Origin of the sequence: Klebsiella sp. JB_Kp031 (assembly GCF_040064295.1) — a bacterium.
GTDB classification, from domain to species: domain Bacteria; phylum Pseudomonadota; class Gammaproteobacteria; order Enterobacterales; family Enterobacteriaceae; genus Klebsiella; species Klebsiella quasipneumoniae.
In genome coordinates, this window is sequence record NZ_JBEAJW010000043.1 from 285,898 (window position 1) to 308,849 (window position 22,952).

Here is a 22,952-nt window from a genome sequence, read left to right on the forward strand (position 1 = left end):
ATGAAGCAGGCACAACGTAAGCAACCGGCCGTCAGCGTGGAGAACGCGCCTGGCGAAGTGATTCTCCTGCCGCCGGTGCAGGTCCGGCGCACCACGCCAACCGTCACGCGCTGGCTGCGTGAGCTCATCCAGCGCCTGCTGCCCCCGCTGCTGGGGCTGGGGGTGCTGCTACTGGCCTGGCAGCTGGCGGCGATGCACAGCAAAGGCTTTCCCACGCCGCTGAGCACGCTGGACTCGGCGCTGACCCTGTTTGCCGATCCGTTCTATCAGGACGGGCCGAATGACATGGGCATCGGCTGGAACGTGCTGGCTTCCCTGCAGCGCGTGGCGGTGGGCTTCGGCCTGGCGGCGCTGGCGGGCATTCCGCTGGGGTTTTTGATCGGCCGTTCGCTGTTCTTCGCCCGCATGTTTAATCCGCTGATTGCTCTGCTGCGCCCGGTCAGCCCGCTGGCCTGGCTGCCGATTGGCCTGCTGCTGTTCCAGAAGGCGGAGCCGGCTTCCAGCTGGACCATTTTTATCTGCTCCATCTGGCCGATGGTGATCAACACCGCGGAAGGCGTGCGGCGGATCCCGCAGGACTATCTCAACGTCGCCCGCGTCCTCCAGCTCTCGGAGTGGACGGTGATGCGCAAAATCCTCTTTCCGGCGGTGCTGCCGGCGGTGCTTACCGGCGTGCGCCTCTCCATCGGCATCGCCTGGCTGGTGATCGTGGCGGCGGAAATGCTTACCGGCGGGTTGGGGATCGGCTTCTGGATCTGGAACGAGTGGAACAACCTCAATGTGGAAAACATCATCATCGCCATCGTCATTATCGGCGTCGTCGGCCTGCTGCTGGAGCAGGGCCTGATGCTGCTCGCTCGCCGCTTTAGCTGGCAGGAAAAATAAGGAGCCAACATGAAACCATTAATTCAGGTGCAGGCCGTCAGCCAATGCTTCAACACCGCCAGCGGCGAGTTCCTGGCGCTGCAGAATGTCTCCTTCGATATCGTCGAAGGGGAGACCATTAGCCTGATCGGCCACTCGGGTTGCGGAAAATCGACTCTGCTAAACCTGATCGCTGGGATCACGACCCCTACCGAGGGCGGACTGCTGTGCGATAACCGCGAAATCGCCGGGCCCGGGCCGGAGCGGGCGGTGGTTTTCCAGAACCACTCGCTGCTGCCGTGGCTGAGCTGTTTCGACAATGTGGCGCTGGCGGTGGATCAGGTGTTCCGTCGCACCATGAGCAAGCATGAGCGTCGGGAGTGGATTGAACACAACCTCGCGCGCGTGCAGATGGGTCATGCGCTGCATAAACGGCCCGGGGAGATCTCCGGCGGCATGAAGCAGCGGGTGGGTATCGCCCGGGCGCTGGCGATGAAGCCGAAAGTGCTGCTGCTTGATGAGCCCTTCGGCGCTCTGGACGCGCTGACCCGCGCCCACCTCCAGGACACGGTGATGCAGATTCAGCAGGAGCTCAATACCACCATCGTCATGATCACCCACGACGTTGATGAAGCGGTGCTGCTCTCCGACCGGGTGCTGATGATGACCAACGGCCCGGCAGCGACGGTCGGCGAGATCCTCTCGGTCGATCTGCCGCGTCCGCGCCACCGCGTTCAGCTGGCGGACGACAGCCGGTATCACCATCTGCGCCAGCAGATCCTCCATTTCCTGTATGAAAAACAGCCGAAAGCGGCGTAAGGAGGCGGTCATGACGCGGCGACTGGTGGTGATCGGTAACGGCATGGCGGCCACCCGTCTGGTGCAGCGGCTGGTTGAGCGCGACCCTGCGCGGTTTGCCATTACCGTCGTCGGCGACGAGCCGCACCCGGCCTATAACCGCATCCAGCTCTCGCCGCTGCTGGCTGGCGAAAAAACAGCGGCGCAGCTCCCGTTGCTGCCGGCGGAGTGGTACACCCGGCACGGGGTGTGCCTGCGGTCTGGCGAGGCGGTGGATGAAGTCGATGTTGTGCAACGGCGGCTGCGCATCGCGGAGACCTGGCTGCCGTGGGATGAGCTGGTGTTCGCCACCGGTTCGCGGCCCTTTATCCCGCCGCTGCCGGGCATTGATCGTCCGCAGGTTATGCCCTTCCGCACCCTGGCGGACGTGGAACGTATTCTGGCGATACCCGGCCCGGCGGTGGTGATTGGCGGTGGGGTGCTGGGGGTGGAAGCGGCGGCGGCGCTGCGTCGCCACGGCGGGGAGGTCACTCTCCTGCATCGCGGCGGCGGATTAATGGCGCCGCTGACCGACGCTTTTGCCGCCGATGAGCTCAGGCAGCAGCTTGAAGCGCGCGGCATTCGCTGTGTGCTGGAGTGCCGGATCGCCGCCATCGACGCCGACGGCGTGCGGCTGGCGGATGGGCGCGTATTCCGCGCCAACAGAGTGGTGCTGGCGACCGGCGTGCAGCCCAACAGCCGTCTGGCGGCGCAGTCCGGTGTGCTGTGCCAGCGGGGGATCGTGGTTGACCGCCAGATGGCCGCCTCGCTGCCGGGGATCAGCGCCATTGGCGAATGTTGCGAAATTGACGGCCAGACCTGGGGGCTGGTGGCTCCCTGCCTGCGCCAGGCCGAAGTGCTGGCGGATCGCCTGTGCGGCGTCCCCGGCGCGGGCTTTGTCTGGCAGGACGCCGGCACCCGGCTGAAGGTCACCGGCATTGAACTCTTTAGCGCTGGCGAGCAGCAGGCCGGCGAACAGGATGACATTTTTACCAGCTGGGACCCCATCGACCGCCACTATCGTCGCCTGCTGCTGCGCGACGGCCGCCTGCGCGGCGTGCTGCTGATGGGCGATTGCACTGCCGCCGCCGCGCTCACCGCGCGCCTGGAAAGCGACGAGCCCGCCACCGCGGACTGGCTTTTTGATCCTTCTTCAACGCAGCCGCAGGCTGCAGGAATAATGACGATGACGAAACCTGTATTAGTGCTGGTGGGACATGGCATGGTCGGCCACCATTTTCTCGAACAATGCGTGAGCCGCAACCTGCATGAGCAATATCGTATCGTGGTGTTTGGCGAAGAGCGTTACGCCGCCTACGACCGGGTGCACCTCTCCGAATATTTCGCCGGACGCAGCGCCGAATCGCTGTCGCTGGTGGCCGATGATTTCTTTCACCGGCACGGCATCGAACTCCGCCTCGGCAAGGCGGTGGCGACGATCGACCGCGACGCGCGGCTGGTGCGGGACGCCGAGGGACATGAAACCCACTGGGATAAACTGGTGCTGGCGACCGGCTCCTATCCCTTTGTTCCGCCTGTCCCTGGCAACGATCTCGACGGGTGCTTTGTCTATCGCACCCTTGACGATCTGGACCGCATCGCCGCCCATGCCGCCGCGGCGAAGCGCGGGGTGGTGATCGGTGGCGGCCTGCTCGGGCTGGAGGCCGCCAACGCCCTGAAACAGCTGGGGCTGGAGACGCACGTGGTGGAGTTTGCCCCGAACCTGATGGCCGTCCAGCTGGATAACGGCGGGGCGGCGATGCTGCGGGAGAAGATCGTCGCCCTCGGCGTGGGGGTGCATACCAGCAAAGCCACCACCGCCATCGTGAGCGAGGCCGACGGCCTGCGGCTGAACTTTGCCGACGGTGGCACGCTGTTGACCGACATGGTGGTCTTCTCGGCGGGGATCCGCCCGCAGGACGCGCTGGCCCGCGGCTGCGCGCTGCAGGTCGGCGAGCGCGGGGGGATTGGCATTGATGGCCAGTGCCGCACCTCTGACCCGGACGTGCTGGCGATAGGCGAATGCGCCCTGTGGGATAATAAAATTTACGGCCTGGTGGCGCCGGGCTATCAGATGGCGCGGATCGCCGCAGCCACCCTCGCAGGAGAGGACGCCTGCTTTAGCGGTGCCGACATGAGCACCAAACTGAAGCTGCTGGGGGTTGACGTGGCCTCGTTTGGCGATGCGCAGGGGCGCACGCCGGGCTGCCAGAGCTATCAATGGACCGACGGTCCGCAGCAGGTTTACAAAAAAATCGTCGTCAGTCAGGACGGCAAAGCCCTGCTTGGCGGCGTGCTGGTGGGGGACGCCAGCGACTATGCCACGCTGCTGCAGATGATGCTGAACGGCATGGCGCTGCCGCCGCGTCCGGAGAGCCTGATCCTGCCGGCGCTGGAGGGGGCCGCGCCGAAGGCGCTGGGGGTGGCGGCGCTGCCCGACAGCGCGCCGATCTGCTCCTGCCATAGCGTCAGCAAAGGCGATATCTGCCAGGCGGTGAACAATGGCGCGGGGGATATGGCGGCGATAAAAAGCTGCACCAGAGCGGCCACCGGCTGCGGCGGCTGCAGCGCGCTGGTGAAACAGGTGATGGAGTACCAGCTGGCGGCGCAGGGCGTCGAAGTGAAAAAAGACGTCTGCGAGCATTTCCCGTGGTCGCGCCAGGAGATCTACCACCTGGTGCGGGTCAACCATATCCATACCTTCGAGCAGCTGATTAGCCGCTACGGCCAGGGGCACGGCTGCGAGGTTTGTAAACCGCTGGTGGCCTCGGTGCTGGCCTCCTGCTGGAACGAATACCTGCTGAAGCCGGCGCACCTGCCGCTGCAGGATACCAACGATCGCTATTTCGCCAACATTCAGAAGGACGGAACCTATTCGGTGGTGCCGCGGATGGCGGCGGGGGAAGTGACGCCGGACGGGCTGATCGCCATCGGGCAGATCGCCAAACGTTATCAGCTCTACAGCAAAGTGACCGGCGGCCAGCGCATCGACCTGTTTGGCGCGCGGCTGGAACAGCTGCCGGCTATCTGGCGCGAGCTGGCCGACGCCGGGTTTGAAACCGGCCACGCTTATGGCAAGTCGCTGCGCACGGTGAAGTCCTGCGTCGGCGCAACCTGGTGTCGCTACGGCGTGCAGGACTCCACCGGGCTCGCGGTGCGGCTTGAGCATCGCTATAAAGGGCTACGCGCCCCGCACAAGATCAAGATGGCGGTCTCTGGCTGCACCCGCGAGTGCGCCGAAGCCCAGGGCAAAGATATCGGAGTGATTGCCACCGACAAAGGCTGGAATCTCTACGTCTGCGGCAACGGCGGAATGAAACCGCGTCACGCCGACCTGTTTGCCAGCGATCTCGACGAAGCGACGCTGATCCGCAGCATCGATCGTCTGCTGATGTTCTATATCCGTACCGCCGACCGCCTGCAGCGCACCAGCACCTGGATGGACAACCTGGAGGGCGGCGTCGCCTACCTGCGGCAGGTGGTGCTGGAGGATAGCCTCGGCATTGGCGAGGAGCTGGAGCAGGAGATGGCCCGCATCGTCGACAGCTACCAGTGCGAGTGGCAGACCACCCTCAACGATCCGCAGCGTCTGGCGCTGTTCCGCTCCTTCGTTAACAGCGACCAGCCCGACGAGGCGGTGCAGCGCCACGATCTGCGCGGTCAGCCGCAGCCGTTGCCTGCTGAAGCGTTGCCCGAAGGCGAACTCCCATCCCGGCCGTGGCAGGCGATTTGCGACCTTGACGCCATTCCGGCGCAGGCGGGGATCGGCGCCCGGTTAGGCGAGCGGCAGATCGCCCTGTTCCGCTTCGGCGATCGGGTGTATGCCCTGGACAACCGCGAGCCGGGCAGCGCGGCCAACGTGCTGTCGCGGGGGCTGTTAGGGGACGTCAGCGGGGAACCGGTGGTGATCTCCCCGCTGTACAAACAGCGGATTCGCCTGCGCGACGGCTGGCCGTGCGACGGCGGTGAACAGGCGGTGCGCGCCTGGCCGGTGAAAGTGGAAAACGGCAAAGTGTGGGTGGGCAGCCAGCAGCTGCTGGCGCGAGCGGAGGCCTCATGATGAAGACCATCCGAACGACCTGTCCCTACTGCGGCGTAGGCTGTGGGGTGCTGGCGAGCGTAGATGACGCGGGGCGGGTGAGCGTGCGCGGCGACGACCAGCACCCGGCCAACCTCGGCCGTCTGTGCGTCAAAGGGGCTGCCCTCGGGGAGACCACGGGCCTGGCGGGGCGGCTATTGGCGCCGGAGGTGGACGGCCAGAAGGTGACCTGGCCTCAGGCGCTGGCGGAGACCGCTTCTCGCCTGCAACAGGTTATCGACCAGCACGGCCCGCAGGCGGTGGCCTTCTACGCCTCCGGCCAGCTGTTAACCGAGGATTACTATGCCGCCAACAAGCTGATGAAGGGGTTTATCGGCGCGGCGAACATCGACACCAATTCGCGGCTATGCATGTCGTCGGCGGTGACCGGCTACAAGCGGGCCTTTGGCGCCGACGTGGTGCCCTGTAGCTATGAGGATGTGGAAAACAGCGATCTGGTGGTGGTGGTCGGCTCAAACGCTGCCTGGGCGCATCCGGTGCTGTACCAGCGTCTGGCGCAGGCGAAGCGGGGCAATCCCCGGTTGCAGATCGTGGCGATCGATCCCCGACGCACCGCCACCTGCGAGATCGCCGATCGCCATCTGGCGCTGGCGCCGGGAAGCGACGGCGGGCTGTTCGTGGGGTTGCTTAACGCCCTGGCGCAGGCCGGAGCCTGCGTCGACGGTTTTCGCGATGGCTCGCAGGCGCTGGCCGAAGCGAGTGGCTGGGACGTGGCGAAGGTGGCTGATTTTTGCGGCCTGGCTGCCGATGAGGTGGCGGGTTTCTATCGCGATTTTATCGCCGCCCCGCGGGCCATCACCCTCTACACCATGGGAATTAACCAGTCAGCCAGCGGCAGCGACAAATGTAATGCCATCATCAACGTCCATCTGGCTAGCGGAAAGTATGGCCGCCGCGGCTGCGGCCCCTTTTCGCTGACCGGTCAACCCAACGCCATGGGGGGGCGCGAAGTCGGCGGGCTGGCGACGATGCTGGCGGCGCACATGGATTTTGTGCCGGCCGATCTGCAGCGGCTGGCCCGCTTTTGGGGAACCGAGCGGCTGGCGCAGACCCCGGGGTTGACCGCCGTGGAGCTGTTTGCCGCCATCGGCCGCGGCGAGGTGAAAGCGGTCTGGATCATGGGCACCAATCCGGTGGTGTCCCTCCCCGACAGCCACGCGGTGAGCCAGGCGCTGGCCGGCTGTCCGCTGGTGATCGTCTCGGATGTTGCCGCTGAGACGGATACCGGACATTTCGCCCACATCCGTTTTCCGGCGCTGGCCTGGGGCGAGAAAAATGGCACGGTCACCAACTCGGAGCGGCGCATCTCCCGTCAGCGCAGCTTTCTGCCGCCGCCGGGGGAGGCGAAAGCGGACTGGTGGATCATCGCCCGAGTGGGGCAGGCGCTGGGATATCGCGAGGCGTTTGCCTGGCAGCATCCGCATGACGTTTTCCGCGAGCATGCGGCGCTGTCCGGTTTCGAAAACGACGGCCAGCGGGCGTTTGATATCGGCGCGCTGGCGGATCTCAGCCGCGAGGCGTGGGACGCCATGGCGCCGGTCCGCTGGCCAGTCAGCCGCCGCCGCGCCGACCTGGATGTCACGCGCGGCTGGCATCGCGATGGCCGGTTGCGAATGGTGCCGGTGACGCCTCAGCCGACCCGGGCGGCAACCGATGTCTTTTATCCGCTGATCCTCAACAGCGGGCGGATCCGCGATCAGTGGCACACCATGACCCGCACCGGTGCTGTGCCGCGGCTGATGCAGCATATCGCGGAGCCGGTGGTGGAGGTGGCGCCGCAGGACGCCGTTCGCTACCAGCTTGTCGCCGATGGGCTGGCGCGGATCTGGTCGCGCCATGGGGTGATGGTGGCGAAAGTGGCGATCAGCGAAGGCCAGCGCCCCGGCTCGCTGTTTGTCCCCATGCACTGGAACAATCAGTTCGCCCGCCAGGGGCGGGTGAATAACCTGCTGGCCGCCGTCACGGACCCGCATTCCGCCCAGCCGGAGAGTAAACAGGCGGCGGTGGCCATCGCCGCCTGGCAGCCAGCCTGGCACAGCGAACTGTTTTGTCGCGAACCGCTGCTATTTCCTGCGGCCTGGCACTGGCGGCGGCGGGCGGCGACAGGAGTGCTGCACTACTCGCTGGCCGGGGAGGCGTCAGCCCGCCAGTGGCTCAGGGTCTGGTGCGAGCAGCGCGGCTGGCAGCTGCAGATAGCAGACGGCGGCGCAGTGTGGAACCTACTGGCGTGGCATCAGGGGAGGCTGATGCTGGGCTGGTGGAGCGATGCGCGCGAGCCGGCGGTGGATAGCGCGGGAGTAAGCGCCGCCTTCGCCACGCCGCCGTCCGATGCCGCCCGGCGCCATGCGCTGCTCAGCGGCCGACCGGACGCTGCCGCCGCGCCGCCGGGTCGGATTGTCTGCAGCTGCTTTGGGGTCGGCGAGCGGGCGATCGGCGAGGCCATCGCCAGCGGCTGCGCCAGCGTCGGGGCTTTGGGCGCCAGGCTGAAGTGCGGGACCAACTGCGGCTCCTGCGTGCCGGAGCTCAACGCGCTGCTGGCGACGCAACCGGCCCGCGCCGGGGCCTAACGGCGCGGCGATATCTTCTGTGGTTGGGCGACAGATTGCCCAACCGGTTTCAGCATATTCCTGGAATTGTCCGCAAGGCTGCGGGAGAGGGGAAAAAACGATAAACTAAAACCATCTTCCAATTTTTTCTGCGAGCCCGCGCAAAACCAGTTGATGCCTGTGTCGTACCGTTTGCTGCCATCCCTGATCTTTCTCCTGCTGCTGCCGGGCTTTCCCGTCTGGGCGCTGACCGCCAGCCACACCACTCTTACTCCCCAGGAAGAACCTTCCTTGCCCGATTTGGGGATCGCCCCGCAGGTCGATGACGACGCCAGACACTTTGCCGAAGTGGCTAAGAAGTTCGGCGAGGCCAGCATGAGCGATAACGGACTGACGGCGGGCGAACAGGCGCAGATGTTCGCCATCAACAAACTCGGCAATGAAGTGAGCCACCAGCTGGAGAGCTGGCTCTCGCCATGGGGCAACGCCAATGTCGACCTGCTGGTCGATAAAGAGGGGAAGTTCACTGGCAGTAAAGGGAGCTGGTTCGTGCCGTTGCAGGATAACGATCGCTACCTGACGTGGAACCAGTATTCGGTAACCCGGCGCGAGAACGATCTGGTGGGCAACATTGGGCTTGGCCAGCGCTGGCGGGTCGGCGGCTGGCTGCTGGGCTATAACTCGTTTTATGACAAGGTGCTGAGCGAAAGCCTGGCTCGCGGCAGCGTCGGCGCCGAGGCGTGGGGAGAATATCTCCGCCTGTCGGCGAACTACTACCATCCGCTGGGCGACTGGCAGCTGCGGGAGAATCAAACCCAGGAGCAGCGGATGGCCGCAGGGTATGACGTTACCGCCCAGGCGCGACTGCCGTTTTATGAGCACATCAACACCAGCGTCAGCGTCGAACAATACTTCGGCGACAGCGTCGATCTGTTTCACACCGGCACTGGCTACCATAACCCGGTGGCCGTCTCCGTCGGGCTCAATTACACCCCGGTCCCGCTGGTCACCGTGACCGCCAAACATAAGCAAGGGGAAAATGGCGTCAGCCAGAATAACGTTGGCCTGAAGCTCAACTACCGCTTTGGTGTGCCGCTCAAGCAGCAGCTGGCGGCGGACGAGGTGGCGTTCAGCAACTCGCTGCGCGGCAGCCGCTTCGACAGCCCGGAGCGGGATAATCTGCCGGTTGTGGAGTATCGGCAGCGCAAAAATCTGACGGTCTATCTGGCCACGCCGCCCTGGGATCTACAGTCCGGGGAGACGGTGCAGCTGAAGCTGCAGATCCATAGTCTGCACGGTATCAAGTCGCTGCACTGGCAGGGCGACACCCAGGCGCTCAGCCTGACGCCGCCGGTGGATGCCCGCAGCCCCGATGGCTGGAGCGTGATTATGCCGGTGTGGAACAGTGAACCGGGCGCCGCGAACCGCTGGCGCCTGTCGGTGGTGGTAGAGGATAAACAGGGGCAGCGCGTCTCATCCAATGAGATCGCCCTGGCGCTGACCGAGCCGCTGGTCAAGTTCACCACGCCAGGCGTCTCCTGGACGGACTCGCCTTAAAAAATTCGCTCCTGGTGGACCCATACCGCGGCTTCCACCCGGGATTTGAGCTTCATTTTCTTCAGCATGTGCTTGACGTGCACTTTGACGGTGCTTTCGGTGATATCCAGCCGGCGGGCGATCATTTTGTTCGGCAGCCCCTGGGCGATCAGCTTGAGGATGTCGCGCTCGCGCGGGGTCAACTGGCTGATGTCGCGATCGGAGGTGGCGCGGTTGGCGCGCAGGCTGGCGGCCAGCACCGGGGTTAACGCTTCGCTTAATACCATTTCTCCGGCGGCCGCCTGCTGCAGCGCTTTCAGCAGATCTTCCGGCTCCATGTCTTTCAGCAGATAGCCATCGGCGCCGCGCTTGAGGGCGGTAACAACGTCCTCTTCATGGTTAGAGACGCTGAAGACCACCACCCGCCCAGACAGCGATTTCTCACGCAGTTTGTCCAGCGTTTCCAGGCCGTTCATGCCCGGCATATTGAGGTCCAGCAGGATCAAATCCGGATCCAGCGACTCCGCCAGCTCGATACCTTGCGCGCCATTGCTGGCTTCGCCAATCACCTGGATGTCCGGCGCCATGCTAATCAATTGTTTCACGCCGGTGCGCAGCATCGGATGGTCGTCAATGAGAAGGATGGTTGCCCGTTCCTGTTGACTCATGGGGGTCTCCTTATTGGATGGAAAACGTTTTTTCCGGGATAAACGTGACGATCACTTCGGTCCCGCCGGTTTCCCGGCGCCGAACCTGACAGTCGCCGCGCAGGCTTTGCGCGCGATCCCGCATAATAATTAAACCGTAATGGTTACTCCGCTCGGCGTGGTCCGGCACGCCGCGGCCGTTATCCGCCACTACCAGACGGACCTGGTTATCGCGTTGTGACACCGTCACGGTCACTTCCGTCGCGCTGGCATGCTTCAGGGCGTTGCTTAACGCTTCGCGGGCGATCTGCAGCAGGTGTATGGCCTGATGCGACGGCACAAAGCGCGGCGGAAGCTGATAATCAAGTTGCACCGTAAAGCCGAAGTGGGCGCTGTACTCCTGACAGCTGGCCTCCAGCGCCGGGCGCAGGCCCGGCTCGGTCAACTGCAGGCGGAAGGTGGTTAACAGCTCCCGCAGTTGGGCCCACGAGGTATTCAGCTCGTTACGAATTTGCCCCAGCAGCTGGCGGCTCTCCGCCGGCAAAGCGTCGCCCTGCATCTGCAGGCAGCTGACCTGCATCTTCATACAGGATAGCGACTGGGCGATGGAGTCATGCAGCTCGCGAGCGATAGTGGCCCGCTCTTCCATGACGATCAGCTGCTGCTGTTTCTCCTGATGGCGGTCCAGCGCCAGAGTGCTGGTCAGTTGTTCAACCAACGTATCCACCAGCTGCTGCTGATCGTGGCTGAGATGACGGCCAACCGGCAGCGTCGCCAGCAGGATGCCGTACTGATTATGCGCATCCGACAGCCGCCACTTCAGCGTTGTGCCGCCATCCGGTAGCGGCGGCAGGTTGCGTGGGCAGAGGTAGCAGCCCATGTCATCACATTCATTATCCGAGTGGCAGGTAAACTCCTGATGGTTGTCTTCATCTTCCAGATCGTAGACCCGCACCTCGATATCGCGCAGCAGCGTCAGACCCTGCAGACCGTTCAGCACCGGCGAAATGCGTTCGCAGAGCGGGGCGTTGGCGTGCAGCCGGCGGTTGGCCTGCCATAAGAAGGCGAGGATCTCGTTCTTCTGTTCCAGCCCGGCGGTCTTCTCCTGCACCCGGCGCTCCAGCACGGCGTAGCTTTCCGCCAGCTCTTCCGACATGTTATTTAGCGCCATGCCGAGAGTCGCCATTTCGTTGCGCCCGCTGATGTGCGCCCGCTGGGTGAAATCACGCTGGCTCACCGCTCGCGCCATGCTCAGCAGCTGTTTCCATGGCCGCAGCAGCCGCGCGCGTAGCCAGATGATGGTGAAGATCAGCAGTAGCGCCATGCCGATGGCGAGGAGGCGATGGATCCAGACTACCCGTTCGATACGCTGCTCGGTGGTATGGTCGAATGCGGTCACCAGCTGGTCGATACGATCGACAAAGTCGGCGACATCCTGGGCGACCTCCGCCTGGTTGACCGCGCGCTGCATGCCGGGAGCCAGCGCCAGCTGCCAGTACTGCTGCAGGGCCTGCAGCTGGCGCTCCTGTCCGTCGCGGCGGGCGGAGTTTTGCAGCTCCGGACTGAAGACGGTGGCGGTCATATCATCGACCAGCTTTTGATCGTGTTCATTCAGCGGGATCGCCGCCAGCAGCCGGTAGCTCTGCATGCGTAATGACCCGGCTTTGTTAATGGCGTGCGCGCTGCCCTGCACGCCGTTGACCAGGCGCGCGGAGATCGCCATGCCGGCGACGCCTGTAAGGGTGGCAAGCAGGACGATCAACGCCAGTTGATTGACCAGCGTCAGCGGGGTAAAAAGACGTTTTAACATGGAATGCGTGGCTCCTGACCGGTCGTGTCTCCGGGAGTGGCGCTTATTCTCGGCTATCCCCTGGAGTATACCCATACCCCCAAAGAGTTACTCCTTAATTGTCGGTGGTAGGCACCGTTGGGAGAGGGGTTATACGCATCCCGGCAGCCGTGTGAAAAACCACACTTTTTTTCCCACCATTCTCTACTCACTTCGGAGCATGGTCTATTTTTGCACAAATTAGTCCGCGCTTTTCCTTTGATTTATATCAACTTACCGCCCCGGGCAACCCCTAAGGTAGCGGCAGGAAATATGAATAATCAGAGGTATCTATGAGTCAATCTTCCCTCCCGGAGAAGGCTAATCGCTCGGTCATTACCGACTGGCGGCCTGAAGATCCTGAATTCTGGCAACAGCGCGGCCACCATGTGGCGAGCCGCAATTTATGGATCTCCGTTCCCTGTCTGTTACTGGCGTTCTGCGTATGGATGTTGTTCAGCGCCGTTGCCGTTAACCTCAACAAAGTGGGCTTTCAGTTTACGACCGATCAGCTGTTTATGCTGACCGCGCTGCCGGCGCTCTCCGGCGCGTTGTTGCGCGTGCCTTACGCCTTTATGGTGCCGCTGTTCGGCGGCCGTCGCTGGACGGCGTTCAGCACCGGGATCATGATTGTGCCGTGCGTGTGGCTGGGCTTTGCGGTCCAGGATACTTCCACGCCGTTTAGCGTCTTCGTCATCATCTCTCTGCTGTGCGGCTTCGCCGGGGCCAACTTCGCCTCCAGTATGGCCAACATCAGTTTTTTCTTCCCGAAAGCGAAGCAGGGCGGGGCGCTGGGCGTCAACGGCGGCCTCGGCAATATGGGCGTCAGCGTGATGCAGCTGGTCGCACCGCTGGTGGTGTCGGTCTCGGTGTTTGCCATTTTTGGCGGGACCGGCAGCCAGCAGCCGGACGGCTCGATGCTGTATCTGGAAAACGCCGCGTGGATCTGGGTACCTTTCCTGATTATCTTCACCCTGGCGGCGTGGTTCTTTATGAACGACCTGTCCGCTTCCAAAGCCTCGCTGAGCGAACAGCTGCCGGTGCTTAAACGCCTGCATCTGTGGATCATGGCGCTGCTCTATCTGGCGACCTTCGGCTCCTTTATCGGTTTCTCCGCCGGTTTTGCCATGCTGTCGAAAACCCAGTTCCCGGACGTGCAGATCCTGCACTACGCCTTCTTCGGTCCGTTTATTGGCGCGCTGGCGCGTTCGATGGGCGGGGCGATCTCCGACCGTCTCGGCGGTACCCGCGTGACGCTGGTGAACTTCGTGGTGATGGCTGTCTTCTGCGCGCTGCTGTTCCTGACGCTGCCGACCAATGGCCAGGGCGGCAACTTCATCGCCTTCTTTGCAGTGTTTATGGTGCTGTTCCTTACCGCCGGGCTGGGCAGCGCCTCCACCTTCCAGATGATCTCCGTGATCTTCCGTAAGCTGACCATGGACCGGGTGAAGGCCCAGGGCGGCAGCGAAGCCCAGGCGATGCGCGAGGCGGCGACCGATACCGCGGCGGCGCTGGGCTTTATCTCCGCCATTGGCGCCATCGGCGGCTTCTTTATTCCGAAGGCGTTCGGTATCTCGCTGGATCTGACCGGCTCGCCGGCCGGCGCGATGAAAGTGTTCCTGATCTTCTATATCGCCTGCGTGATCATCACCTGGGCGGTATACGGCCGTAAGCGTCAGTAATTCGCCGTAGTCGATGTCGCTTCCTAAAGGCGCACTCCTGAGGGAGGCGCCTTTTTTACTGGCTTTATTAGTTACAACATACTAATGAGTGTTTTTATTCGTTTTGACCACTGAGCCGGGAAGGGACGGCTTGCCAGCGTCACCGCTCTACCCCTTAATACCTCCCTGGTGAACCATCCCGCGTCTGGCGAGCTATTTTTCGCTAAAAAACCTTAAAAAACATCAAATTAAAAAACTGAGTTTTGTACCACCTTGGTGGTAATTGCCAATTTGCGCCACGTTAACAAGCCAGTCCGTATTGATCGCTATCAATTCCCGCCCGCTTTCATGGCGTTACCTTCGCTGCAAATCCAGCAATGTCGATTTATCAGAGAGCCGTCAGGCTCCATATCAGGAGAAACCCGATGAGTAAATTCCTGGACCGGTTTCGCTACTTCAAACAGAAGGGTGAAACCTTTGCCGATGGGCACGGCCAGCTTCTAAACACCAACCGGGACTGGGAGGATGGATACCGTCAACGTTGGCAGCATGACAAAATTGTGCGTTCCACTCACGGTGTTAACTGCACCGGTTCATGCAGCTGGAAGATTTATGTCAAAAACGGGCTGGTGACCTGGGAAACCCAGCAAACGGACTATCCGCGCACCCGTCCGGACCTGCCAAACCACGAACCGCGCGGCTGCCCGCGCGGCGCCAGCTACTCCTGGTATCTGTACAGCGCGAACCGCCTGAAATACCCGCTGATGCGCAAACGCCTGATGAAGATGTGGCGGGAGGCGAAGGTTCAGCATAGCGATCCGGTCGCGGCATGGGCCTCGATTATCGAAGACGCCGACAAAGCCAAAAGCTTCAAACAGGCTCGCGGTCGCGGCGGGTTTGTCCGCTCCTCATGGCAGGAAGTGAACGAGCTGATTGCCGCCTCCAACGTCTATACCGTGAAAACTTACGGTCCGGACCGCGTGGCCGGCTTCTCGCCGATCCCGGCGATGTCGATGGTCTCCTACGCCTCCGGCGCCCGTTACCTGTCGCTGATCGGCGGCACTTGCCTGAGCTTCTACGACTGGTACTGCGACCTGCCGCCGGCCTCGCCGATGACCTGGGGCGAGCAGACCGATGTGCCGGAATCCGCCGACTGGTACAACTCCAGCTATATCATCGCCTGGGGCTCCAACGTGCCGCAGACCCGTACCCCGGATGCGCACTTCTTTACCGAAGTTCGCTATAAAGGGACCAAAACCGTGGCCATCACTCCGGACTACGCCGAAATCGCCAAGCTCTGCGATCTGTGGCTGGCGCCGAAGCAGGGTACCGATGCCGCGATGGCGCTGGCGATGGGCCACGTGATGCTGCGTGAGTTCCATCTTGATAAGCCGAGCCAGTATTTCACCGATTACGTGCGTCGCTACACCGACATGCCGATGCTGGTGATGCTTGAGGAGCGCGACGGCTATTACGCCGCCGGCCGCACGCTGCGCGCGTCCGACCTCGTGGATTCCCTTGGTCAGGAAAAGAATCCGGAATGGAAGACCGTCGCCTTTGACGAGAAAGGCGATCTCACCGTGCCGAACGGTTCCCTCGGATTCCGCTGGGGCGACAAAGGCAAATGGAACCTCGAACAGCGCGATGGCAAAACCGGCGAAGAGATTGAGCTGCGTCTGAGTCTGCTCGGCAGCCATGACGAGGTGGCGGACGTTGGCTTCCCGTACTTCGGCGGCGAAGGTTCTGAGCACTTCAACAAAGTCGCTCTTGAAAACATTCTACTGCACAAACTGCCGGTCAAACGCCTGCAGCTGGCCGACGGCTCCAGCGCGCTGGTGACCACCGTGTACGATCTGACCATGGCCAACTATGGCCTGGAGCGCGGTCTGAACGATGACAACTGCGCCGCCAGCTATGATGAAGTGAAAGCCTACACCCCGGCCTGGGCGGAGAAAATTACCGGTGTCTCCCGCGCGCATATCATCCGTACCGCCCGCGAGTTTGCCGATAACGCCGATAAAACCCATGGTCGCTCAATGATTATCGTCGGGGCGGGTCTCAACCACTGGTTCCACCTCGACATGAACTACCGCGGTCTGATCAACATGCTGATCTTCTGCGGCTGCGTCGGCCAGAGCGGTGGCGGTTGGGCGCACTATGTGGGCCAGGAAAAACTGCGTCCACAGACCGGCTGGCAGCCGCTGGCGTTCGCCCTTGACTGGCAGCGTCCGGCACGCCATATGAACAGCACCTCGTACTTCTACAACCACTCCAGCCAGTGGCGCTATGAAACCGTGACCGCGCAGGAGCTGCTGTCGCCGATGGCGGATAAATCCCGCTACAGCGGCCATCTGATCGACTTCAACGTCCGCGCCGAGCGGATGGGCTGGCTGCCGTCGGCGCCGCAGCTGGGCGTTAACCCGCTGCGCATCGCCGATGAGGCGAAAAAAGCCGGCATGACGCCGGTGGATTACACCGTCAAATCCCTGAAAGAGGGCTCGATTCGCTTTGCGGCGGAGCAGCCGGAAAACGGTAAAAACCATCCGCGTAACCTGTTTATCTGGCGTTCCAACCTGCTGGGCTCCTCCGGTAAAGGCCATGAGTACATGCTCAAATACCTGCTGGGTACGGAGAACGGCATTCAGGGCAAAGACCTTGGCAAGCAGGGCGGCGTGAAGCCGGAAGAAGTCGAATGGCGAGATAACGGCCTCGACGGCAAGCTGGACCTGGTGGTGACCCTCGACTTCCGTCTGTCGAGCACCTGTCTCTACTCCGACATCGTGCTGCCGACCGCCACCTGGTATGAAAAAGACGACATGAATACCTCGGATATGCATCCGTTTATTCATCCGCTGTCGGCGGCCGTTGACCCGGCCTGGGAATCGAAGAGCGACTGGGATATCTATAAAGGTATCGCGAAGAAATTCTCAGAACTGTGCGTGGGCCACCTCGGTAAAGAAACCGACGTCGTTACGCTGCCGATCCAGCATGATTCCGCCGCGGAAATGGCGCAGCCGCTGGACGTCAAAGACTGGAAGAAGGGCGAATGTGACCTGATTCCGGGGAAAACCGCGCCGCATATTATTCCGGTCGAGCGTGATTATCCGGCGACTTACGAGCGCTTCACCTCTATTGGTCCGCTGCTGGAAACCATCGGCAACGGCGGGAAAGGCATCGCCTGGAATACCCAGAGCGAAATGGACCTGCTGCGTAAGCTCAACTACACCAAGGCGGAAGGCCCGGCGAAAGGTCAGCCGAAGCTGGAGACGGCCATTGACGCCGCGGAGATGATCCTCACCCTGGCGCCGGAAACGAACGGTCAGGTGGCGGTGAAGGCGTGGAAAGCGCTGAGCGAGATCACCGGCCGCGAGCACGCGCACCTGGCGCTGAACAAAGAAGACGAGAAGATCCGTTTCCGCGACATTCAGGCGCAGCCGCGGAAAATTATCTCCAGCCCGACCTGGTCAGGTCTGGAAGACGAACACGTCTCCTATAACGCCGGATACACCAACGTTCACGAGCTGATCCCATGGCGTACCCTGTCCGGTCGTCAGTCGCTGTATCAGGATCACCAGTGGATGCGCGACTTTGGCGAAAGCCTGCTGGTTTATCGTCCGCCGATTGACACCCGCTCGGTGAAAGCGGTGATGGGCGAGAAGTCCAACGGCAACCCGGAGAAGGCGCTGAACTTCCTGACCCCGCACCAGAAATGGGGTATCCACTCGACCTACAGCGATAACCTGCTGATGCTGACCCTGTCACGCGGCGGACCGATCGTCTGGATGAGCGAGGCGGATGCGAAAGATCTGGGGATCGAAGATAACGACTGGATCGAAGTGTTCAACGCCAACGGCGCCCTGACGGCGCGCGCCGTGGTGAGCCAGCGCGTACCGGCCGGGATGACCATGATGTATCACGCACAGGAACGCATCGTAAACCTGCCAGGCTCTGAAGTTACCGGCCAGCGCGGCGGGATCCACAACTCGGTTACCCGTATTACGCCGAAACCGACCCATATGATCGGCGGCTATGGCCATCTGGCCTATGGCTTTAACTACTACGGCACCGTCGGCTCCAACCGCGATGAGTTTGTGGTGGTACGTAAGATGAAGAACATTAACTGGTTAGACGGCGAAGGCAATGACCAGGTACAGGAGAGCGTAAAATGAAAATTCGTTCACAAGTCGGCATGGTGCTGAATCTCGATAAGTGCATCGGCTGCCACACCTGCTCGGTCACCTGTAAAAACGTCTGGACCAGCCGGGAAGGGATGGAGTACGCCTGGTTCAATAACGTGGAGAGTAAGCCTGGCGTCGGTTTTCCGAACGACTGGGAAAACCAGGAGAAATGGAAGGGCGGCTGGATCCGCAAAATCAACGGCAAGCTGCAGCCGCGCATGGGCAACCGCGCGATGCTGTTAGGTAAAATCTTCGCGAACCCGCATCTGCCGGGCATCGATGATTACTACGAGCCGTTCGATTACGACTACCAGAACCTGCATAACGCCCCGGAGAGTAAGCACCAGCCGATCGCCCGTCCGCGCTCGCTGATCACCGGCCAACGGATGGACAAGATCACCAGCGGTCCGAACTGGGAAGAGATCCTCGGCGGCGAGTTTGAAAAGCGCGCCAAAGACCAGAACTTCGACAACATGCAGAAGGCGATGTACGGCCAGTTCGAGAACACCTTCATGATGTATCTGCCGCGCCTGTGCGAGCACTGCCTGAACCCGGCGTGCGTCGCGACCTGCCCGAGCGGCGCCATCTATAAGCGTGAAGAAGACGGCATCGTGCTCATCGACCAGGACAAGTGCCGCGGCTGGCGGATGTGCATCACCGGCTGCCCGTACAAGAAGATCTACTTCAACTGGAAGAGCGGAAAGTCCGAAAAGTGCATCTTCTGCTACCCGCGTATTGAATCCGGAATGCCGACGGTATGCTCCGAAACCTGCGTGGGCCGAATCCGCTATCTCGGCGTCCTGTTGTATGACGCGGATGCGATCGAAAATGCCGCCAGCACCGAGAACGAGAAAGATCTCTATCAGCGTCAACTGGACGTGTTCCTCGATCCGAACGACCCGAAAGTGATTGAGCAGGCGCTGAAAGATGGCGTACCGCAGGGGGTGATTGAAGCCGCGCAGCAGTCGCCTGTCTGGAAAATGGCGATGGACTGGAAGCTGGCCCTGCCGCTGCACCCGGAATATCGCACCCTGCCGATGGTCTGGTACGTGCCGCCGCTGTCGCCGATTCAGTCCGCCGCCGATGCCGGCGAACTGGGCAGCAATGGGATCCTGCCGGACGTGGAAAGCCTGCGTATTCCGGTGCAGTATCTGGCGAACCTGCTGACCGCCGGCGATACCCAACCGGTCCTGTTGGCCCTGAAGCGGATGCTGGCGATGCGTCACTATAAGCGGGCGGAAACCGTTGACGGCGTTGTCGATACCCGCGCGCTGGATGAGGTGGGCTTAAGCGAAGCGCAGGCTCAGGAGATGTACCGCTACCTGGCGATCGCTAACTACGAAGATCGTTTCGTGGTGCCGAGCAGCCATCGTGAACAGGCGCGGGAAGCGTTCCCGGAGAAAAACGGCTGCGGCTTTAGCTTTGGTGACGGCTGCCACGGCTCTGACAGCCAGTTCAACCTGTTCAACAGCCGTCGCATCGACGCCATCGACGTGACCAGCAAAACGGAGCCGCACGCATGATTGAACTTGTGATTGTGTCGCGCCTGCTCGAATACCCTGACGCTGCCTTATGGCAGCATCAGCAGGAGATGTTCGAGGCGCTTGCGTCATCAGAGAAACTCAGCAAAGAGGATGCTCACGCGCTGGGCGTTTTTCTGCGCGATCTGCTGACTCAGGATCCGCTGGATGCCCAGGCGGCCTATAGCGAACTGTTTGACCGCGGCCGGGCCACCTCGCTGCTGCTGTTTGAACACGTGCACGGCGAATCCCGCGATCGCGGGCAGGCGATGGTTGATCTGATGGCGCAGTATGAGCGCCACGGTCTGCTGCTCGATAGCCATGAGTTGCCGGATCATCTGCCGTTGTATCTGGAGTATCTGGCGCAGCTGCCGGAAGAGGAAGCGCTTGGCGGCCTGCGGGACGTTGCGCCGATCCTCGGCCTGCTCAGCGCGCGGCTGCAGCAGCGCGAGAGCCGCTATGCGGTGCTGTTCGAACTGCTGCTGAAGCTGGCAAACACTCAGGTCGACAGCCAGAAGGTGGCGGAGAAGATTGCCGACGAAGCCCGCGACGATACGCCGCAGGCGCTGGACGCGGTCTGGGAAGAAGAACAGGTGAAATTCTTTGCCGACCAGGGCTGCGGCGAGTCGGAGATTTCCGCTCACCAGCGTCGTTTTGCCGGAGCCGTGGCCCCGCAATATCTGAATATCTCTAACGGAGGACAGCAATAATGCACTTCCTGAATATGTTCTTCTTTGACATTTATCCGTACATTGCGGGTTCAGTGTTCCTGATCGGCAGTTGGCTGCGCTACGACTACGGTCAGTACACCTGGCGCGCCGCCTCCAGCCAGATGCTGGACCGTAAGGGAATGAACCTGGCGTCGAACCTGTTCCATATCGGCATCCTCGGCATTTTCGCCGGCCACTTCCTCGGCATGCTGACCCCGCACTGGATGTATGAATCCTTCCTGCCGATCGACGTCAAGCAGAAGATGGCGATGATCGCCGGCGGCGCCTGCGGCGTGATGACCCTGGTGGGCGGTTTACTGCTGCTTAAGCGTCGTCTGCTCAGCCCACGCGTGCGTGCCACCACCACCGGCGCGGATATTCTGATCCTCTCCCTGCTGATGGTGCAGTGTGCGCTGGGTCTACTGACGATCCCATTCTCTGCCCAGCATATGGACGGCAGCGAAATGATGAAGCTGGTCGGCTGGGCGCAGTCGGTGGTCACCTTCCACGGCGGTGCGTCGCAGCACCTGGATGGCGTGGCGTTTATCTTCCGCGTCCACCTGGTGCTGGGGATGACCCTGTTCCTGCTGTTCCCATTCTCTCGCCTGGTTCATATCTGGAGCGCGCCGGTAGAGTACCTGACGCGCAAATACCAGATTGTCCGCGCCCGTCGCTAACTGGCCCGCGACCGCTGACTGACCCCGCCCTGGCGGGGTTTTTTTTCGCCCCAGCCGAGGTTATTACCGGCGGCGGCAAACAGAATAAGCATCCCGCCGAGCAACTGCACAGGGGTTAACGCATGATGGAAGACCAGATAGTCGACCCCCATCGCCACCAACGGATAAATAAAGGAGAGCGAACCGGTAATGGGCGTCGGCAGCTTCTGTATCGCGCTATATAAAAGCTGATACATGATCCCGGTATGGACGACGCCGAGGATCAGCAGATAGCGCCAGGGGAAGCTGGCAGAAAAGTCGGGCATTTGCACCAGCGGCAGCAGCATCACGACGCCGACGAGCATCTGAATAAAGGCAATATGCTGAGCAGGGAGCGGATGCAGTTTGCGGGCGATGATGGCGGTCAGGGCATAGAAAAATGCCGCGCCTAATGCCAGCAAAACGCCGGCCGTGAGACTTTCGCCGTGCGTCGGGGCAAGCTCGCTTGACAGCAGGATCACCACGCCGCCGAAGGCCAGCAGTAACCATCCCCATTTTACGGCGCTGACCCGTTCCCCCAACACCATGCCCATCAGCACCAGCATAAACGGCTGGGTGTTGTAGACCACCGTGGCCATGCCAATTGAAATACGCGAGTAGGCGGCAAACAGCAGCAGCCAGTTGATGACCAGCGCGATGCCGCCAAGTACCGCGAGGGCGAGGGTGAAGCGCGTGAGACGACTGAAGGGCTGGCGGCTGAGAACGATAAACAGCAGCAGGGTGAGCGCGCCAATCAGGCAGCGCCAGAACACCACATCAATTACCGGCAAACCAGAGAGCAGCACGAACGCGCCGATCGAGCCAGAAATTATCATCGCCAGGCTCATTTGCCAGACGCCGCGGGTAATTTGCATATTTCACCTCCAGAAGTTTTCCAGTATTGTGCGAAAAATCCTGACAGCCTGACATGGCTGAATTAAGGCAAACAGGGGGAAATCCCTTTCATAATTAGGTAAAAAACATGAATGACGTACTTGATGAAATTGACCGGGCGATCCTTACTTGCCTGACTCAGGATGCCAGAGTCTCGTTGAAGGTATTGAGCGCGCGGGTGGGGCTGACCTCGCCGAGCATCGCCGAGCGGGTGAAGCGCCTGGAGGAGCGGGGCGTGATTCAGGGCTATGGGGCGCGGGTGAATCTCGCCGCGCTGGGCTACAGCCTGCAGGCGCTGGTGCGGGTTCGGCCGCTGCCTGGTCTACTGCAGAAGGTGGATAAATATATCCAGGCGATGCCGGAGTGCATCGAAAGTGACAAAGTGACCGGAGAGGATTGTTTCGTGATGCGACTGGTGGTGCGTGATATTGCCCAGCTGGATACGCTACTGGACGGCCTGGCCGAATTTGCGCAGTGCAATACCTCGGTGGTGAAAAGTTCGCCGGTGAAGAGGCGACTGCCCCCGCTGTGAGTTTTCCCGGAGGCGGTGCGGCGCACCTGACCGGACTACCAGACGGCACACCTGTAGCCTCGCTAAGCGAAGCGCGAGCGAGGAGATAGCAGAACAGGTGGCTGACGAGAGTGCAACAGCGGTGGGGGAAGGATGACTCGGCGCTAAAGCACCTCGCCCTTCGGGCCGTTGCCTGCGGCAACGTTCTCTCGCTACGCTCGAGTCGAACCTTAGTCGAAGCTTCTCATCCTTCCCCGTAGGGCAGAATATAAAGTATCGCAAGTGGAGTAAGCTGGGTAATACATGAAGGGATGGTGGTGGGGGAAGGATAACTCGGCGCTAAAGCGCCTCGCCCTTCGGGCCGTTGCCTTCGGCAACGTTCTCTCGCTACGCTCGAGTCGAACCTTAGTCGAAGCTTCTCATCCT

General features: G+C 61.8%; 14 protein-coding genes and 2 other RNA genes. 11 read left to right on the plus strand and 5 right to left on the minus strand.

Annotated elements, in window-relative coordinates; translation table 11 throughout:
- From ntrB to ABLV64_RS25985, 5 genes are all read left to right on the plus strand, one after another.
- Window positions 1-885: a nitrate ABC transporter permease gene (gene ntrB, locus ABLV64_RS25965; protein WP_017900761.1), complete on the plus strand. Its 885-nt coding sequence runs from the start codon at window positions 1-3 to the stop codon at window positions 883-885.
- A 9-nt stretch (window positions 886-894) separates the two neighbouring features.
- Window positions 895-1,683: an ABC transporter ATP-binding protein gene (locus tag ABLV64_RS25970; protein ID WP_348843099.1), complete on the plus strand. Its 789-nt coding sequence runs from the start codon at window positions 895-897 to the stop codon at window positions 1,681-1,683.
- 10 nt (window positions 1,684-1,693) lie between these two features.
- Entirely contained in the window at window positions 1,694-5,761 is a 4,068-nt protein-coding gene (nirB, locus tag ABLV64_RS25975; protein ID WP_077269309.1) for a nitrite reductase large subunit NirB, read from the plus strand.
- Window positions 5,761-8,367, plus strand: coding sequence for a nitrate reductase (locus tag ABLV64_RS25980; protein ID WP_211773942.1), 2,607 nt, complete (start codon window positions 5,761-5,763; stop codon window positions 8,365-8,367). The genes nirB and ABLV64_RS25980 overlap by 1 nt, the downstream gene beginning before the upstream one ends.
- Before the next feature lie 153 nt (window positions 8,368-8,520).
- Window positions 8,521-9,903, plus strand: a complete 1,383-nt coding sequence (locus ABLV64_RS25985) for a YchO/YchP family invasin (RefSeq protein ID WP_348843098.1) — start codon at window positions 8,521-8,523, stop codon at window positions 9,901-9,903.
- On the opposite strand, the gene narL is transcribed toward ABLV64_RS25985, so the two are convergent.
- Window positions 9,900-10,550: a two-component system response regulator NarL gene (gene narL, locus ABLV64_RS25990; protein ID WP_002910198.1), complete on the minus strand. Its 651-nt coding sequence runs from the start codon at window positions 10,548-10,550 to the stop codon at window positions 9,900-9,902. The two genes, ABLV64_RS25985 and narL, sit on opposite strands and share 4 nt — an antisense overlap.
- 10 nt (window positions 10,551-10,560) lie before the next feature.
- Window positions 10,561-12,339: a nitrate/nitrite two-component system sensor histidine kinase NarX gene (narX, locus tag ABLV64_RS25995; RefSeq protein WP_017900764.1), complete on the minus strand. Its 1,779-nt coding sequence runs from the start codon at window positions 12,337-12,339 to the stop codon at window positions 10,561-10,563.
- A gap of 311 nt (window positions 12,340-12,650) precedes the next feature.
- Here narX and ABLV64_RS26000 point away from each other — a divergent pair, with 311 nt between their 5' ends.
- From ABLV64_RS26000 to narI, 5 genes are all read left to right on the plus strand, one after another.
- Window positions 12,651-14,039, plus strand: a complete 1,389-nt coding sequence (locus ABLV64_RS26000) for a NarK family nitrate/nitrite MFS transporter (RefSeq protein WP_004203185.1) — start codon at window positions 12,651-12,653, stop codon at window positions 14,037-14,039.
- 404 nt (window positions 14,040-14,443) lie between these two features.
- Window positions 14,444-18,187 (plus strand): nitrate reductase subunit alpha, encoded by a 3,744-nt coding sequence (locus ABLV64_RS26005; RefSeq protein ID WP_023318562.1) that lies wholly within the window; start codon window positions 14,444-14,446, stop codon window positions 18,185-18,187.
- Entirely contained in the window at window positions 18,184-19,719 is a 1,536-nt protein-coding gene (gene narH, locus ABLV64_RS26010) for a nitrate reductase subunit beta (protein ID WP_004203183.1), read from the plus strand. The genes ABLV64_RS26005 and narH overlap by 4 nt, the downstream gene beginning before the upstream one ends.
- Complete coding sequence (gene narJ, locus ABLV64_RS26015; protein WP_004203182.1) at window positions 19,716-20,426, plus strand: nitrate reductase molybdenum cofactor assembly chaperone; 711 nt, start codon at window positions 19,716-19,718, stop codon at window positions 20,424-20,426. Before narH ends, narJ begins: the two co-directional genes overlap by 4 nt.
- Entirely contained in the window at window positions 20,426-21,103 is a 678-nt protein-coding gene (gene narI / locus ABLV64_RS26020; protein WP_002910189.1) for a respiratory nitrate reductase subunit gamma, read from the plus strand. The genes narJ and narI overlap by 1 nt, the downstream gene beginning before the upstream one ends.
- Here narI and ABLV64_RS26025 read toward each other — a convergent pair.
- Window positions 21,100-21,996: a DMT family transporter gene (locus ABLV64_RS26025; RefSeq protein ID WP_017900768.1), complete on the minus strand. Its 897-nt coding sequence runs from the start codon at window positions 21,994-21,996 to the stop codon at window positions 21,100-21,102. The two genes, narI and ABLV64_RS26025, sit on opposite strands and share 4 nt — an antisense overlap.
- A gap of 107 nt (window positions 21,997-22,103) precedes the next feature.
- On the opposite strand from ABLV64_RS26025, the gene ABLV64_RS26030 reads away from it, so the two are divergent.
- Window positions 22,104-22,547: an Lrp/AsnC family transcriptional regulator gene (locus ABLV64_RS26030; protein WP_004203179.1), complete on the plus strand. Its 444-nt coding sequence runs from the start codon at window positions 22,104-22,106 to the stop codon at window positions 22,545-22,547.
- Between the two features lie 116 nt (window positions 22,548-22,663).
- On the opposite strand, the gene ABLV64_RS26035 is transcribed toward ABLV64_RS26030, so the two are convergent.
- A non-coding RNA gene (locus ABLV64_RS26035) (RtT sRNA) lies at window positions 22,664-22,795 on the minus strand.
- Between the two features lie 43 nt (window positions 22,796-22,838).
- A non-coding RNA gene (locus tag ABLV64_RS26040) (RtT sRNA) lies at window positions 22,839-22,952 on the minus strand; the annotation flags it as partial.